10 protein-coding genes are annotated in these 14,466 nt (G+C 75.8%); all 10 read left to right on the top strand.

The window, feature by feature from the left end:
* Nucleotides 1-2,544 (top strand): class IV lanthionine synthetase LanL (gene lanL / locus UK12_RS23790; protein WP_045305145.1); only part of this gene is annotated, 2,544 nt, incomplete at its 5' end.
* Nucleotides 2,545-2,599: 55 nt separating this feature from the next.
* Nucleotides 2,600-4,792: a S9 family peptidase gene (locus tag UK12_RS36840; RefSeq protein ID WP_052682110.1), complete on the top strand. Its 2,193-nt coding sequence runs from the start codon at nucleotides 2,600-2,602 to the stop codon at nucleotides 4,790-4,792.
* 239 nt (nucleotides 4,793-5,031) lie between these two features.
* A complete protein-coding gene (locus tag UK12_RS39940; RefSeq protein WP_156178884.1) occupies nucleotides 5,032-5,175 on the top strand; it encodes a VenA family class IV lanthipeptide in 144 nt (47 codons plus the stop codon).
* A gap of 142 nt (nucleotides 5,176-5,317) precedes the next feature.
* Nucleotides 5,318-7,018, top strand: a complete 1,701-nt coding sequence (locus UK12_RS23775) for an ATP-binding cassette domain-containing protein (protein ID WP_052682109.1) — start codon at nucleotides 5,318-5,320, stop codon at nucleotides 7,016-7,018.
* 148 nt (nucleotides 7,019-7,166) lie between these two features.
* Complete coding sequence (locus UK12_RS44535; protein ID WP_052682108.1) at nucleotides 7,167-9,146, top strand: ATP-binding cassette domain-containing protein; 1,980 nt, start codon at nucleotides 7,167-7,169, stop codon at nucleotides 9,144-9,146.
* A 174-nt stretch (nucleotides 9,147-9,320) separates the two neighbouring features.
* Nucleotides 9,321-9,476, top strand: coding sequence for a hypothetical protein (locus UK12_RS41580; RefSeq protein ID WP_197085124.1), 156 nt, complete (start codon nucleotides 9,321-9,323; stop codon nucleotides 9,474-9,476).
* Between the two features lie 369 nt (nucleotides 9,477-9,845).
* Nucleotides 9,846-10,526 (top strand): class I SAM-dependent methyltransferase, encoded by a 681-nt coding sequence (locus tag UK12_RS23765; protein WP_045305144.1) that lies wholly within the window; start codon nucleotides 9,846-9,848, stop codon nucleotides 10,524-10,526.
* 220 nt (nucleotides 10,527-10,746) lie between these two features.
* On the top strand, nucleotides 10,747-12,153 hold the full coding sequence (locus UK12_RS23760) for a hypothetical protein (RefSeq protein ID WP_045305143.1): 1,407 nt from the start codon (nucleotides 10,747-10,749) through the stop codon (nucleotides 12,151-12,153).
* A 7-nt stretch (nucleotides 12,154-12,160) separates the two neighbouring features.
* Nucleotides 12,161-13,114, top strand: coding sequence for an N-acetylmuramoyl-L-alanine amidase (locus UK12_RS23755; RefSeq protein WP_052682107.1), 954 nt, complete (start codon nucleotides 12,161-12,163; stop codon nucleotides 13,112-13,114).
* A gap of 177 nt (nucleotides 13,115-13,291) precedes the next feature.
* Nucleotides 13,292-14,398, top strand: a complete 1,107-nt coding sequence (locus tag UK12_RS23750) for a hypothetical protein (protein WP_045305142.1) — start codon at nucleotides 13,292-13,294, stop codon at nucleotides 14,396-14,398.
* Nucleotides 14,399-14,466 lie beyond the last annotated feature (68 nt).

The raw sequence follows: 14,466 nt of genomic DNA, 5'->3' as shown, positions 1-14,466 counted from the left end.
CTGCACCGCGCGACCGGGGGCCTGCCGGGGCCGGCCGTCCTCTCCGACCGGCCGTACGCACCCGGCAGCCGGGTGCACTACCGCTACGGGGTCTTCGCCGCCCGCGCCGAGCTCGGCAACGACGGCGCGTACCGCTCGATGCTGACCGGCCCGGACGGCACCAGGGCGGAGGACGTACGGACCGCGGGCTACCGATGTCCGCCGTGGGCGGTCGACCCCGTCGAGGGGAGGGGGTCGACCTTCCCCGACGCTCGCGGCACCGAAGGGTCACGCGGTACGGGATCGGGCAGTGCGGAATCCCGCAGTGCGGGATCGCGCAGTGCCGGTCCGAGCCGTGCGGGATCGGGCGGCGGGAGGCCGCGCGGCGCCGGGGTCCTGCTGGGCGGCCGGTACGCGCTGACGGCGGCCCTGAGGCACAGCACCAAGGGCGGCGTCTTCCTCGGGCGGGACACCGACAGCGGCGCCGAGGTGGTGGTCAAGCAGGCTCGCGCGCACATCGAGGTGGACCGCTCCGGCCGGGAGGCCAGGACCGCCCTGCGCCACGAGGCGCGGCTACTGGACCGCCTCGACGGCCTCGGCCTGACCCCGCACCCCGTGGAACTGCTGGAGAAGGACGACTCCCTCTTCCTGGTGCAGGAACGGATCACCGGCCTGACCCTGGGCAGCTGGGTGGCCGAACGGCTGCGCCGCGACGGCACGCCGGACGTCGACTGGGCCGAGGCCGGTCCGCTGGCACTTGCGCTGACCGACCTGGTCGAGCGGGTGCACACCACCGGGCTGGTGGTACGCGATCTGGCCCCCGGCAACGTGATGGTGCGCCCCGACGGCTCGCTGCGCCTGATCGACCTCGAACTCGCGGCGGAGGCGGGCCGTACGGCGGGATCGGCCGGTACGCCCGGCTACCGCGCACCCGAGCAGGGCCCCGGCCTGACCAGCTCCCCCGCCGAGTACGCCACCGACCTGTACGCCCTGGGCGGCCTGTTCTTCCTGCTCTCGACCGGCCACGACCCGCTGCTGCCCGAGGACTCCCCCGCCCCGCGCCCGGTCGCCGACCGGCTGGGCCGCTGGCTGACGTCCGCCGCACTGGCGGGGAACACCGCACGGCACCTCGCGCCGCTGGTCCTCGCCCTGCGCGCCGACCGGCCCGAGCAGCGCTGGGGCCTGCCCCAGGTACGGGCCGCACTGTCGGCCGCGCTCCCGGGCACGTCCCCGGACACACCCACGGACACACCCCCGGGCATGTCCCTGAGCACACTCAACGCCGATGCGGCGCCGGCCGCCGAGGAGCCGCTGCCGGCCGCCCTGGTGGACCGCCTGGTCGCGGACGGCCTGCGGCACCTCGCCGGGAGCGCGAGGCCCGAGCGGAGCGACCGGCTCTGGTCGACCGTCCCGTCCGGCCAACTCACCGATCCGTGCAACGTCCAGCACGGCGCGGCCGGGGTGCTCGCGGTGCTGGCCCGTTCGGCGGTGGCGCCGATCCCCGCTGCCGTGCGTGAACTGGTGCGACGGACGGCCGAGTCGGCGGGCGAGTGGATCGAACGGCGCTGTGCGGCCGAGCCGGTCGTGCTGCCGGGCCTGCACTTCGGCCGCTCCGGCACGGCGTGGGCCCTGCTGGACGCCGCCGAGGCGCTGGCGGACCCTTCGCTCGCCCGCCGGGCCGAGGCGATGGCCCGCCGGGTGCAGTCGGCCTGGCCCAACCCGGACGTCTGCCACGGCGCCGCCGGAGCCGGGTTCCTGCAGCTCAGGCTGTACCGGACGACCGGGTCCGCCGAGCACCTGGAGCGGGTCGCCGAATCCGCCCGCGGCCTGCTGGAGGCGGCGCAGCGCGAACCGTACGGCACGGTCTGGCCGGTGCCGAAGAGCTTCGACTCCAGCCTCGCCGGGATCACGCATCTCGGGTACGGCCACGGGGTCGCCGGGGTGGGCGCGTTCCTGCTCGCCGCCGCCGAGGCCACCGGGGACGACCGGCTGCTCGCGGGGGCCCGCGAGGCCGTCGGGACGCTGGCCGCGACCGTCCGGCGGGACGGTCCCGACGGACGCGCCGGGTGGTGGCCGCAGAGCGCGGGCGACCCGGCGAGCGTCAAGTTGGCGCACTGGTGCAACGGTTCGTCCGGGGCCGGCAGCTTCCTGGTCCGGTTCTGGCGGGCGACGGGTGATCCGACCGCGTACGAGCTGGCCGTGGCCGCCGGCCGGGCCGTCCTCGACGGACGGTGGCACAGCGGGACGTCCGCCTGCCACGGCCTGGCCGGGAACGGCGAGTACCTGCTGGACCTCGCGGAGGCCACCGGGGAGGACCGGTTCCGCACCGGGGCCTGGGAGTTCGCGGACCTGATCGCCGCCCGGGCCGCACTCTCGGACGGGCTGCTGGTCCTCCCGGACGAGACCGGCACCGGCTCCACTCCCGCGTACGGGACGGGCACGTCGGGGGCCCTCGCCTTCCTGCTGCGGCTCCGCCACGGCGGTCCGCGGATCTGGCTCGACCCGCAACCGCTCGCAGCCCGCATCGAGGACACCGAGCCCGGTCCGACGGCGGGCCGGGGATGAACTCCCAATGTCCGCACGAGCCACTCGACCACGACTCCCAGGAGGTGAGCCCACGATGAGCATCGCCACCCGCACCACCGCCCAGGCGCTGCGCCGGCTGAGCTTCACCTTCGCCTCCGACGGCTCGCACGCGGCCTGCCTGGCAGCCGCCGCCGACGGCGGCTGGTACGTGGAGAGTTGGCGCCTTCCGGCGAGCGGCCCGGCCGAACCGACCGCGCTGGTCCTGCCCGGCAACCGCTCGGAGAGCCTGCGGTCGCAGCTGGTCTCGCTGCCCGACGGCCGGGTCCTGCTCTGCCGCCACGACGGCGACCGGCACGACCTGGTCGCGCTGTCCGCGCCTTCGGGCGGGGAACTCCACTCCACCGAGAGCCTGTTGAGCACGCTGCGGATGCCGGGACTGCGCCTGCTGCCGCTACCCGGCGGGGTCCGGCCGGCCCAGGCCCCGGTCGCGGTCGCCCTCGGCACCGACACCCGGCCGGTCACCGCGGTCTGGCTGGTGGCCGTCGACGGGTCCGAGCCCCGTCCAGTTGCCGAGATCCCGGGGCTGCACGGCGGCGGGGTCTGGCTGGACCGCACCGGACGGCTGCTCGCGCTGGACCGGGTCAGCGCGGGCGTGGTGAAGTCCGTGGTCCTCGACCTCGACTCGGGCCAGGTCACCCCGCTACTGGAGATCGCCGAGGGCAGCAACGACCGGCTGGTGCTGTTCGACCCGGACAGCCGCTTCGCGATGGTCCGCAGCGACGCCCCCGGCGCCGACCGGCTCGGCTGGGGCCTGCTCGGCGGCAGCGAACCGCTGCGCTTCCCCGAATGCCTGCACGTACCGGGGATGTTCCTGCGGCCGGTCGCCCTCGCCCCGACCACGCCCGACGTGCCACCACCGAGCCCCGGCGCTCCGGCCACCGCCCCCGGCCCGGCCGCGAGCGCCGCCCAGGCCGGGGGCACCGTCCACGGCGCAACCACCGCCCAGGCCACGGCCGCCGCAGACGGACTGCGGGTCGCCGTGCAGATCGACCACGGCGCGGCCTCCGCGCTCGCCCTGTGGCAGCCGACCGGCGGCCGGCTCGACCCGCTGCCCGTCCCGCCCGGACGGCTCGGCGCGGTCGGCCACTGGTCCGCCGCCGGGTTGCGGATGCCGTACTCGGCCCCCGACCACCCCGCCGCGCTGGCCACCCTGGACGTCGACACCCTGCTCAATCTCGGCCCGTCCGGCGCACCCGCCCTCACCCCCGTACCGCTGCCGCTTCAGCTGGCTCCGCTCGCACCCGCGAGCGCACCCCGCCCGCCGCACCTGGCCGAGACCTCGCCCGAGACCCCGTTCGCGGGTGCGAGCGAGTCGGTGGCGGCGGCCGTACGGGGGGCAGCGCCGGGCCTGCACGCCTGGTCCACTCCGGCCAGGGTTCTGCACACCTCACCGCCCGGCTTCCGGCTGGACTCGAGCGCCGTGCCCTGCGAGGGCGGCCGCTGGCACCCGGCGCAGAGCCTCGAACTGGCCGGTCCGGCCGGTCCGATCGAGGCCGTGGTCTACGGCGGTGACGCCTGGCTGAGTTCACCGCATCTGGTGGTGGCTCTGCACGGCGGACCGGCGGACGCCTGGCGGCTGGAGTTCGACCCGGCCCTGCAACGGATGGCCGCCGGGGGCCTGACCGTGGTCGCGCCCAACCAGCGCGGCAGCATCGGCTACGGCCTGGAGCACGCGATGGCCATCCGAGGGGCCTGGGGCGGTCCGGATCTCGAAGACGTCCTGCACCTTCTCGACGGGCTGTCGGGCCAGCGCACCGCGCTGGGACTTGAACCGCCCGCCCTGTTCGGCGTGAGCTACGGCGCCTTCCTCGCCCTGCTCGCCACCGCCCACGCCCCCGCCGACCAGGTGTCCCGCTGCGCCGTGGTCGCACCGTTCCTGTCCGGCACCCGGCTGCTCGCCGAGGCGGCGGCCCCGGTCCGGGCGCTGACCACCCGGCTCGGCGGGGGCGATCCGATCGCGGACGCCCGTGGCCCACGCGACGTCCTCCAGCTCGCCCACCAGCTCACCGCACCGCTGCTGATCGTGCACGGCGACCGGGACGAGGTGGTCCCGGTCAGCCAGTCCCGGTCGCTGCGGCACGAGTTGCTGAGGATCGGCCGGGCGGAGGGCACCGACTTCCGATACGTGGAGGCGGCCGGTGCCGGGCACGAGGTGCTGGCCGAGGAGGGCGGGGCCGTCCTGCACGAACTGCTGGCCGGATTCCTGCGCACCGGACGACCGACCTAGCCGCCGGCCGCACCGGCTGCACCATTCACACCGCCGCCCGTCGGGACGCACACCCCGCGTCCACCGGGCGGCACCCCGAAGACTTCCCGGCCCGGCCGACCCGCCGTGCCCGGGAGAGAGACCTGCGGCGGAACGATTCTGCCGCAGTGGCCGCACCCGACGGGCTCTGCCCGCGCGGCCGCAACGCCCACGACCGACCGCACCGCGCGGTCGGTACACCCCAAGGGGAGGACCCAATCATGGAGAACCTGATGAACTTCGAGACCGACCTCGCTGCGCTGCAGGAGCTGCCGGAGACCGAGTCCGTCGAGCTGACCGGTCACGGTGGCGGCTGCCAGTACACCTGCCTGATCCTCACCTGCCTGATCTTCACCATCAGCTAGTGCAGGCAGGCCGCTAGGCCGGCTCACCGGGCCGCGCCACACCCTGGAAGGGGGTGCGGCGCGGCCCTCCCGCACCAGACAACCGGCCGACCGACCGGCCGACCGGCCGACCGGCCACCGTTCACCACAGGGAGGTTGCACAGTGCCCGACCGACCGGCCCGCAGCCTTCCCGCGCGCAGTCCTGCCCCGCGCCGCCGTCCGCCGCGCGGCTGGACCCTGGCGCTCGCCCTGGCCGTCCCCGTCGAGGCGGCCGCGACTCTCGCGCTGCCCGGCGTGGTGGCCGCCGCCGTGGACGCCGTCCTCGCCGGGCACCCGGCCACCGGCGCGGCCATCCCGGTCGGCACGCTGCTGCCACTCGCGGCGGTCCTGCTGATGGGCGCGGGTGCCGGAGCACTGGCCGCCGCAGCCGGACCGGCCTGCACCGCCGAAGCGACGGTCGCCCTGCGCACCCGGCTGCTGCGGCACGTCCTCACGCTCGGGCCCGGCACCCCCGGCCTGACCGGCGGCGACCTGACCGCCCGGCTGGTGGGTTCGGCCGCCGACGCCGGTGCCGCCCTGCCGTCCCGGCTGGGCACCGTCACCGCCCTGCTGACCTCACTCGGCGCCGTCCTCGGACTCGGCCTGCTCTCCCCCTGGCTGGCGCTGGCCTTCTTCGCCGGCGTCCTGCCCGGGGTCGTGCTGATCAGGCTGTTCCTGCGCACGGCCGGACAGGTCTTCACCCGCTACCAGGAAGTACAGGCCGAGCTGGCCGAGCGGCTCACCGGCGCGCTGGCCGGACTGCGGAGCATCCACGCCGCCGGGGCGGAGCAGCGCGAGGCCGACCGGATCCTCGCGCCACTGCCCGAACTCTCCGCTGCCGGGCACGCGTTGTGGACCGCGCAGCGCCGTACGGTGTGGCAGGCGACCCTGCTGGTGACGGTGGTGGAGCTGGCCGTGCTGGGCACCGCCGGGTGGCTGGTGGCCGCCGGGACACTGCCGCCCGGTGCGCTGGCGGCGGCCGCCGGGTGGGCCGCACTGGGCCTCGGCTTCTTCGAACAGGTCGAGGCACTGGTCGGCATCGCCCACGCCCGGGCCGGCCGGTCCCGCGTCGACCAGGTCCTCGCCCTGCCCGCGCCAGGCTGCGGCACCCACCGGCTGCCGGACGGTCCGGGCGAGGTGAGCTTCTGCGCGGCCGTGGTCCGGGACGGCTCCCGGGTCCTGCTCGGACCGATCGACCTGACCGTGCCCGGCGGCAGTACGGTCGCCCTGGTCGGCCGGTCCGGCGCGGGCAAGTCCCTGCTGACCGCACTGGCCGGACGGCTCCGCGAACCCGACTCCGGGCGCGTCCTGATCGACGGCGTGCCCGTGGCCGAGCTGAGCGACCCCGAACTCCGAAGGGCGATCGGGTACGCGTTCGAGCGGCCGGTCCTGGTCGGCGCCACGATCGGCGAGGCCCTGGAGGGGGCCGGACCGCCGGAGACCCGAGCGGCTCGGGCGGACGGGTTCCTCGGACGGCTCCCGCACTGGTACGACACTCCGCTCGGCGAACTGCGGATCTCCGGCGGCGAGCTGCAACGGCTCGGCCTGGCCCGGCTGTTGGCGCAGCGCCCGCGCGTGGTGGTGCTCGACGACGCCACCTCCAGCCTCGACCTGGCGACCGAACACCAGGTGACCCTGGCACTGACCGAGTCCACCCGGGGCTGCACCCGGCTGCTGGTGGCCCACCGCGCCGAGGCGGCGGCCCGCGCCGACCTGGTCGCCTGGCTCGACGGCGGACGCCTCCGGGCTCTCGCCCCGCACGCCGATCTGCTCGCCCACCCCGACTACCGCGCGGCGCTGGCCGGGAGCGCCCTCGGCGGTTGACCGACCGCGCGGTGCCGACCGCGCGGTGCCGACGGCGCGCCGGGACTCCCCAATCTCCGTACCGAACTCGGGCACACCGTCGGCAGTTCCCCGCTCACCCGGCCGCGCGGCCGATCGGGTGTCCAGACCGCTTGGAGGCAGGAGACCGATGAACGGACGCCATCGCGATCGGCGTCGGCAGTCCAGGCCGGGCTGGGACCTGCTGGTCGGCGAGCTCTCCGGCTCGCGCGGGCCGCTGCTCCAGGTACTGGCGTGGTCCGGGGTGGAGGCGCTGCCCGCGCTGCTCTCCGGGATCCTGGTCTCGGCCGCCGTCGACCGGGGCTTCCTGGCGGGCCGCCCGGGTGTCGGCTTCTGCTGGCTGGCCGCCCTCGGGGTGGCCTCCGGGGTCCGGGCGTATGCGGCGCGGGCGGCGTTCCCCCAAGTGGCCGCCGTGGTGGAACCGCTACGGGACGCCCTGGTCGCCCGGGTGGTGCACGGCGCGCTCGACCGGCGCACCGGCGGTCACACCGAGGGCAGCACCGCCGAGGGCAGCTCGGCCGAGGTCGCCAGACTGACCGAACAGGTCGAATCCGTACGCCAGTTGACGGCAACCCTGCTGCGCACCCTGCGCGGCGTCGGGGTCACGCTGGTGGCCGCCATCCTCGGACTGACGCTGCTGGCCCCGGTGACACTGCCGCTGGTCCTGCCGCCGCTGCTGCTCGGCGGCCTGCTCTTCGCCCGCCTGCTCGGCCCGCTGGTGGAGCGCCGCCGGTCGGTGGTGCTCGCGGACGAACGGGTGTCCGCCGAGGCCGGCCTCGCCTTCGCCGGTCTGCGCGACATCACCGCCTGCGGCTCCGGGCAGCGGGTGGCTTCGGCGGTCGGCGCGACCGTGGCCGCGCAGGGGGCCGCGGTCCGGGCGCTGGGGCGGGCGGCCGCGCTGCGCTCGCTGACCGTCGCTCTCGGCGGACGGCTGCCCGTTCTCGCGGTGGTGGCGGCAGCCCCCTGGCTGGTGCGGCACCACTGGCTGACGGCCGGACAGGTGCTGGGCGTGGCCTCCTACCTGATCCAGCAACTGGAACCGGCGGTGCGGACGCTGTCGGGGATGCTGGGCGGCTGGGTGCTCGAACTCGCGGTAGTGCTCGGCCGCTTGGCCGCGATCCCTGCCCCGCCCGAAACGGCGCCCGGAACGCCGTTCGCAGCGCCTATCGGAACGCCGCCCGGAGCCCCGTCCGGCCACCTCGCCGACGGCGCTGCCGAGGTCCCGACCGTCTCCCTCACCCCGAGGCCGCGCCCGTCCCTCGCCCAGCCCCTCTCGGTGCGGCCGCCGGTGCGGCGTTCCGGCGCTCCCGCCGTCCGGGTCGTCGGGCTGCACCACGCGCACGGCCCGGCGGCGCAGCCCGTACTCGCCGGAGTGGACCTGACGCTGGCGCCCGGTGAGCATCTGGCCGTGGTCGGTCCGAGCGGCGCGGGCAAGTCGACCCTCGCGGCGCTGCTGGCCGGCCTGCTCCCGCCGCAGCGCGGCGAGGTGCGGGTGGACGGCGTGCAGCCGCACCTGCTGCCCGGCCCTCGGCGCGCCCGCCGGCTGGCGCTGGTCCCGCAGGAGGCGTACGTGTTCGCCGGTACGGTCCGGGAGAACCTCTGCTGGCTGCGCCCCGAGGCGAGTGCGGCCCAACTCGGCCGCGCCGTGGCACTGCTGGGCGCGGACGAGCTGGTCGCCCGGCTCGGCGGGGCGGACGGTGCGCTGGGCGATCCGTCCGTGCTGTCCGCCGGCGAGCGCCAGCTGATCGCCCTGGTACGGACGTACCTGTCCGCGGCGCCGGCGGTGGTGCTGGACGAGGCGACCTGCCATCTGGACGCGTCCGCCGAGGCCCGGGTGGAGGAGGCGTTCGCCGCCCGGCCCGGAACCCTCGTGGTGATCGCGCACCGGATCGGTTCCGCCCTGCGCTCCGACCGGGTGCTGCTGCTGGACTCCGGGCAGGGGGTGGTCGCCCGGCACGGCGACCTCCAGGTGCTGTCCCCGCTCTACCGCGAACTGGTCGGCCACTGGCTGGGATCGGCCCCGCGCGGCACCCACGGCGGCCAGGCTTCCGGTGGCCCGGTGCCGGAACCGCGAGCGTCGGGAACCGCGTCGACCCTGCCGAGACCTTAGGGTTTCCCACTGCGTCGGCGTCCGAGCCGGCCGATAGGGTGGCCCCGTACTGGCTCGGGGTCGCGCTACCGGTACCGGCGCATTCGCGCCACCGGCGGTGGGCACCCCGACCGGATCCGACCGGTGCCAGGCGGCACCACAGACCAGCACCCTCGCACGGAGAAGACGAACCTGATGTCCGAAACCCTCACCGACACCACCGAGCACGACAGCACCGCGCCCGGCGCCGACGAGGCCACGGCCGAGGACACTGCACACGGGCGCCACCGGGGCCTGACCGCGTCCGACGACACCACCGACGCCAACCCGCACGGCCGCCACCGCCGCTGAGCGCTCGGCCCGCGTACCACGAAGGCCATCGACCGAGGGGCTCCGATCCGGGCCCCTCGGTCGCCCTCGTTCCGGGCCCACCACTCGGTGCCCACCACTCGGTGCCCACCTCCCGAGCATGCCCCGAAGCACCGCGCCTGCCCTGACTGCACGGCACCCGTCGAGACCGGCGAACGCTTCCCCGGCCCGAGCGGGCTGGTGATCACCTCTCCGCTACCGAGCCGGCCCTCTCCCGGGAGTGCGTGCTCAGGAGCCGCCAGGCGGTCCGAGCCGACTACCGGGCCCGACGGTCCTGCCCCGGGCTGCCGGCGGCGGACTACCGTCGAGTAGGGTCCAGCGATCAGGACCACGACCTCAGGGAGCAGCAGCATGACCGATCTCCGGGAGAGCACCCGTCCGGCGCCCGAGGTGCTGGCGGCGTTCGAGGCGGCGACCGGGTTCATGCCGGTCGACGAGGGCCTGGCGCTGTACGCGGCGGCGGTCGGGGCGGCGCGGCTGACCGGCGGGCTGCCGCTGCTGGAGATCGGCACGTACTGCGGGCGCTCGGCGATCCTGCTGGCCGATGCCGCGCGGACGGCCGGCACGGTGGCGCTGACGGTGGACCACCACCGGGGCTCGGAGGAGCAGCAGCCGGGCTGGGAGTACCACGACCCGACCCTGGTCGACCCCGAGGTCGGGCGGATGGACACGCTGCCGCGCTTCCGCCGGACGCTGCACCAGGCCGGCCTGGAGGACCACGTGATCGCCCTGGTCGGACGGTCCCCGCAGGTCGCCGCCGTCTGGGGCGGCCGGCTGGCGCTGGTCTTCATCGACGGCGGTCACACCGACGAGCACGCCACCGGCGACTACGAGGGCTGGGTGCCGCACCTCGCGGAGGACGGCCTGCTGGTGATCCACGACGTCTTCCCCGACCCGGCCGACGGCGGCCAGGCCCCGTACCGGGTCTACCTGCGAGCGCTGGCGGAGGGCTTCGAGGAGGTGTCGGTCACCGGCTCGCTGCGGGTGCTGCGGCGCGGCGGCAGCCGTACCGGGGACGCTACGGGAATCTGACCGCACCGCAGATCGCGGGCCTCCTGCGGGCACGATCACCCATGCTCTAACGTCTTCCCTCAGACCGCCGTTCTGCGGCACCGCACAGCAGTACCGCCACCCCGCGAGCTCCCCGTGCTGCCGCACCGCCGTACCGCCATGCCGACAGGACAGGTACGGTGTCGGCGAACACCCGGACCGGGTGGGCGAGTTCCACACGACAGCGGGGGCGAGGCCAGGCATGACCGACCAGGACGACACCGCTCCGGCGGTCTGGGATCCCACCGCACGCGGTGGGGCCGGCGGTTGGGTGCGCCGCAAACCGGCCCAGGACCGGCCCGGCGGCCAGGTCCCGTCCGGTGCTCCCCCGGGCGCCCCGGGGCAGCCGCAGGCCCCCGGGGCGGCCTTCCCGACCCCGTACGGCTTCCCGCCGCCGCAGAGCGCACCCTTCCCGCAGAGCGCACCCTTCCCGCAGGGACCACCGGCCCCGCAGGGCGCACCGCTCCAGCCGCCCGGCGGCCAGGCCTGGAACAGTGCCCAGCCCCAGCCGGGTGGTGCGCCGCAGCCCCCGTCGGGCTCGCCGTCCCCGGCCCCGTACGGCTTCGCCGCGCCGCAGGACGCGCCGACCGCGATGCTCCCGCCGATCCCGCCGCTGCCCCCCGCCACTCCGTTCGCCGCGCCGCCCGGCCTGCAACAACCCGCTGTGCCGCCCAGCATGCAGCCCGGAGTCGGAGCCGTCGGCGACGAAGGCCCGCCGCTCGGCGCCCGGCCGTACCTGGCCACCACAGCTCCGCCCGCCGGCTTCGGGCCCCCGGCCGGTCCGGCGCCGGGGTTCCCGCAGTTCCCGTCGTCCCCACCGGCCCAGTCCGCCTTCCCGCCCGTGCCCGGCCCCGGCTACCCCCGCCCCACCGAGTACGAGGAGATCGCCCCGTACGAGGGCGACCGGCCGCGCAGCCGTACCCCGCTGTTCGTGGCGGTCGGCGTGGTGCTGGCGATCGTGGTCGGTGTCAGCGCGGTGTGGCTGCTCACGGACTCCGGCAGCGGCTCGAAGGAGCAGGCGCAGCAGTCTCCCGCTGCCTCGGCCCCGGCTGCCGCCCCGCCCGCGCCGGGCGACACCGGCTCCGCGCCGCCCGGTGCCTCGCCGAGTGGTTCCCCGAGCGCCTCGGCGAGCGACGGTGCGGGCCCGAACGCGGCCGTCCAGGCGAAGTCGCTGGACGACCTGCTCAGCCGCGGCGAGAACGCGAAGGCACCGATCGGCAACGCGGTGGCGATGGTGAACAGCTGCCCGGCGAAGTCCGAGATCGACGGCGCCGTCCAGGTCTTCGAGACCGGGGCCGCCCAGCGCGACCAGCTGATAGCCGACCTGGCGAAGCTGGACCTCGGCCAGCTGCCGGGCGGCGCGGACGCGGCGCAGACACTGCGCAGCGCCTGGCAGCAGTCCGGCGACATCGACCGTGCGTACGCAGCCTGGGCGCGCACCGTGGGCAGCCGTGGCTGCACCAACGGTGCCGCGCCCGGCACCGACGACCTCAAGCGGGCCAACGACCTCAACCCGCAGGCCACGCAGACGAAGAAGGACTTCGTCGCCAAGTGGAACTCCATGGCAGGTGTCTACAACCTGCCGTCGCGCACCTGGGACAGGATCTGAACCTCTCGTGAACGGCACCACCGATGAGCGCCCCGCCCCCCGCCGCTCCACCCGATTCCGACTGACCGTGCTCGGCTGCGCCGCCGTACCGCTCTGCTTCGCCGGCTGGTTCGGCTGGCAGGCACTGGCCGGTGGCTCCTCCCCCGCAGCCGCCAACACGTCCCCGGACCCGTCTGCGGCGAGCAGCGCGCCCGGCGCCGCCGAGGTCCCGAGTCCGGGTGGCAGCCCGAGCGGCGGCCCGGGCGCGAGCGCGAGCCCGTCCGCCTCGGCGTCCGGCGCCGGCACGCTGGCGGGCCGGACGGTGGTGCTCGACCCCGGGCACAACTCCGACAACGCCGACCACACCACCGAGATCAACCAGCTGGTCGACATCGGCAACGCGCGCAAGGAGTGCGACACCACCGGTACCGAGACCGACGCCGGGTACAGCGAGGCCGCCTACACCCTGGACGTCTCGCACCGCGCCCGGGCGATCCTCCAGGCCCGGGGGGCGAAGGTGGTGCTCACCCAGGACGGCGACCGCGCGTACGGTCCGTGCATCGACGAGCGCGCCGCGATCGGGAACGCCGCACACGCGGATGCCGTCGTCTCGGTGCACGGCGACGGCGCACCGGCGTCCGTCAGCGGCTTCCACGTGATCCTGCCCGCCAAGGTGGCCGCGGGCATCGCGGACACCTCGGCGATCGTCGACCCCTCGCACCGCCTCGGCGTGACACTGCGGGACACCTTCAAGGCCGCGACCGGCGAGCCGTACGCGGACTACATCGGCGAGCAGGGCCTGGACACCCGCAGCGACCTGGGCGGGCTCAACCTGTCCAAGGTGCCCAAGGTGTTCATCGAGTGCGGCAACATGCGCAACGCCGGGGACGCCCAGCGGATGAGCGACCCCCAGTGGCGCCAGCTGGCCGCCCAGGGCATCGCCGACGCGCTGACCGCCTACCTCACCAACCCCGCCGGCTGAGTCCTCCTCGGACCGCGCCCGGCTCCGGCGATCTGCGAGGATTCGGGGCGGTTCCGGAGGGTGCTGTGCCGTTGTGAACAGCTTGGCCCTAGGCTTTTGCCCGGTTCGGGCATCCCGCCCGGCCGGTCGACCGACCATCCAACCGCCGTCCACGACACGCCGACGAGGGGAACGTTAGTGAATCTGCGCGCTCTCACCAGAGGAGACGCCGCCGTCGCAGGTGCGGCCCTCCTCCTGCTCATCGCCTCCTTCCTGCCGTACCGCAGCTCCAGTCTCTGCTCCGGCCCGAAGGGCGGTCAGCAGTGCCACTCGGCCTCGGTGAGCGCCTGGTCGACCGCGCTGTTCCCGGTGCTCCCCTCGGTCTTCCTGCTCGGCATCATCGCCGCCGTGCTGATCCTGCTCCAGCGCTTCCAGGGCCAGGCCGCGGCCACCCGCCAGGTGCTCGGCCTGCGCCTGGACCAGTGGGGCATCGCACTCGCGGTCGCCGCGCTCTGGTCCGGCCTGTGGTCGCTCGCCGGCGGCCCCGCCGACACCTCCAGCACGGGCCTGGGCGGGATCACCATCAGCAGCACCACCAGCAGCGGCTTCGGCGCCTGGCTCGCGCTGCTCGCGCTCGTGGTGCTGGCCGGCGCGGCCGCGGGCGGCCCGCTGGTGCCCGCACTGCAGGGGCCGCTGGTGCCCGAGAAGTCCGCGACTCCGACTCCGCAGGGCTACGCCGCGTACCAGCCGGCCGGCGGCGGTCAGCCCGGCCAGCATGAGCCGTACGGCCAGCCGGGCCAGCCGGAGCCGTACGGCCAGCCGGGCCAGCCCGGCCAGGCGGGTCAGCCCGACCAGTTCGGCTACCCCGGCCAGCAGGGGCAGCCGACTCAGCAGGCCCACACCGGACAGCCCGGCCAGCCCAGCCCCTACGGCTACCCCGCCCCGGCGGCCGCCGAGCACGGTGGCGTCCCGCAGAACGACTCGCCGTACGGCGGGCGGCCGCAGGGCAGCTACGGCTACCCGGCTCCGGCCGCCGCCCAGCCGCAGGCCGAGCAGGCCGCCGCACCGGCACCGACCCCGGCGGCCGCACCCGCACCCGCGGCCGACTTCGCGCCGTTCTGGTTCGCCGTCCCGGTCACCCGTCAGGTCACCCCGAAGGACAACCCGGCGGGCCCGCCGGTCGGCGAGCTCGTCCCGGGCACCTGGTACCTGGCCGTCGAGCAGCGCGGCACCGCTCTGGTCGCCCAGCTGCCGAGCGGTACCCACGGGCTGCTGAGCGACGTCTCGGACATCCAGCGCGGCTGATCCGACGGAACACCACAACGGCCTGCGGCCGCCGGAACCTTTCTCCGGCGGCCGCAGGCCGTTGTGGT

Source organism: Saccharothrix sp. ST-888, assembly GCF_000955975.1.
Taxonomy (GTDB): Bacteria; Actinomycetota; Actinomycetes; order Streptomycetales; family Streptomycetaceae; genus Kitasatospora.
Note: the sequence above shows the minus strand (reverse complement) of the source record. Positions and strands in the feature narration are given on the sequence as shown.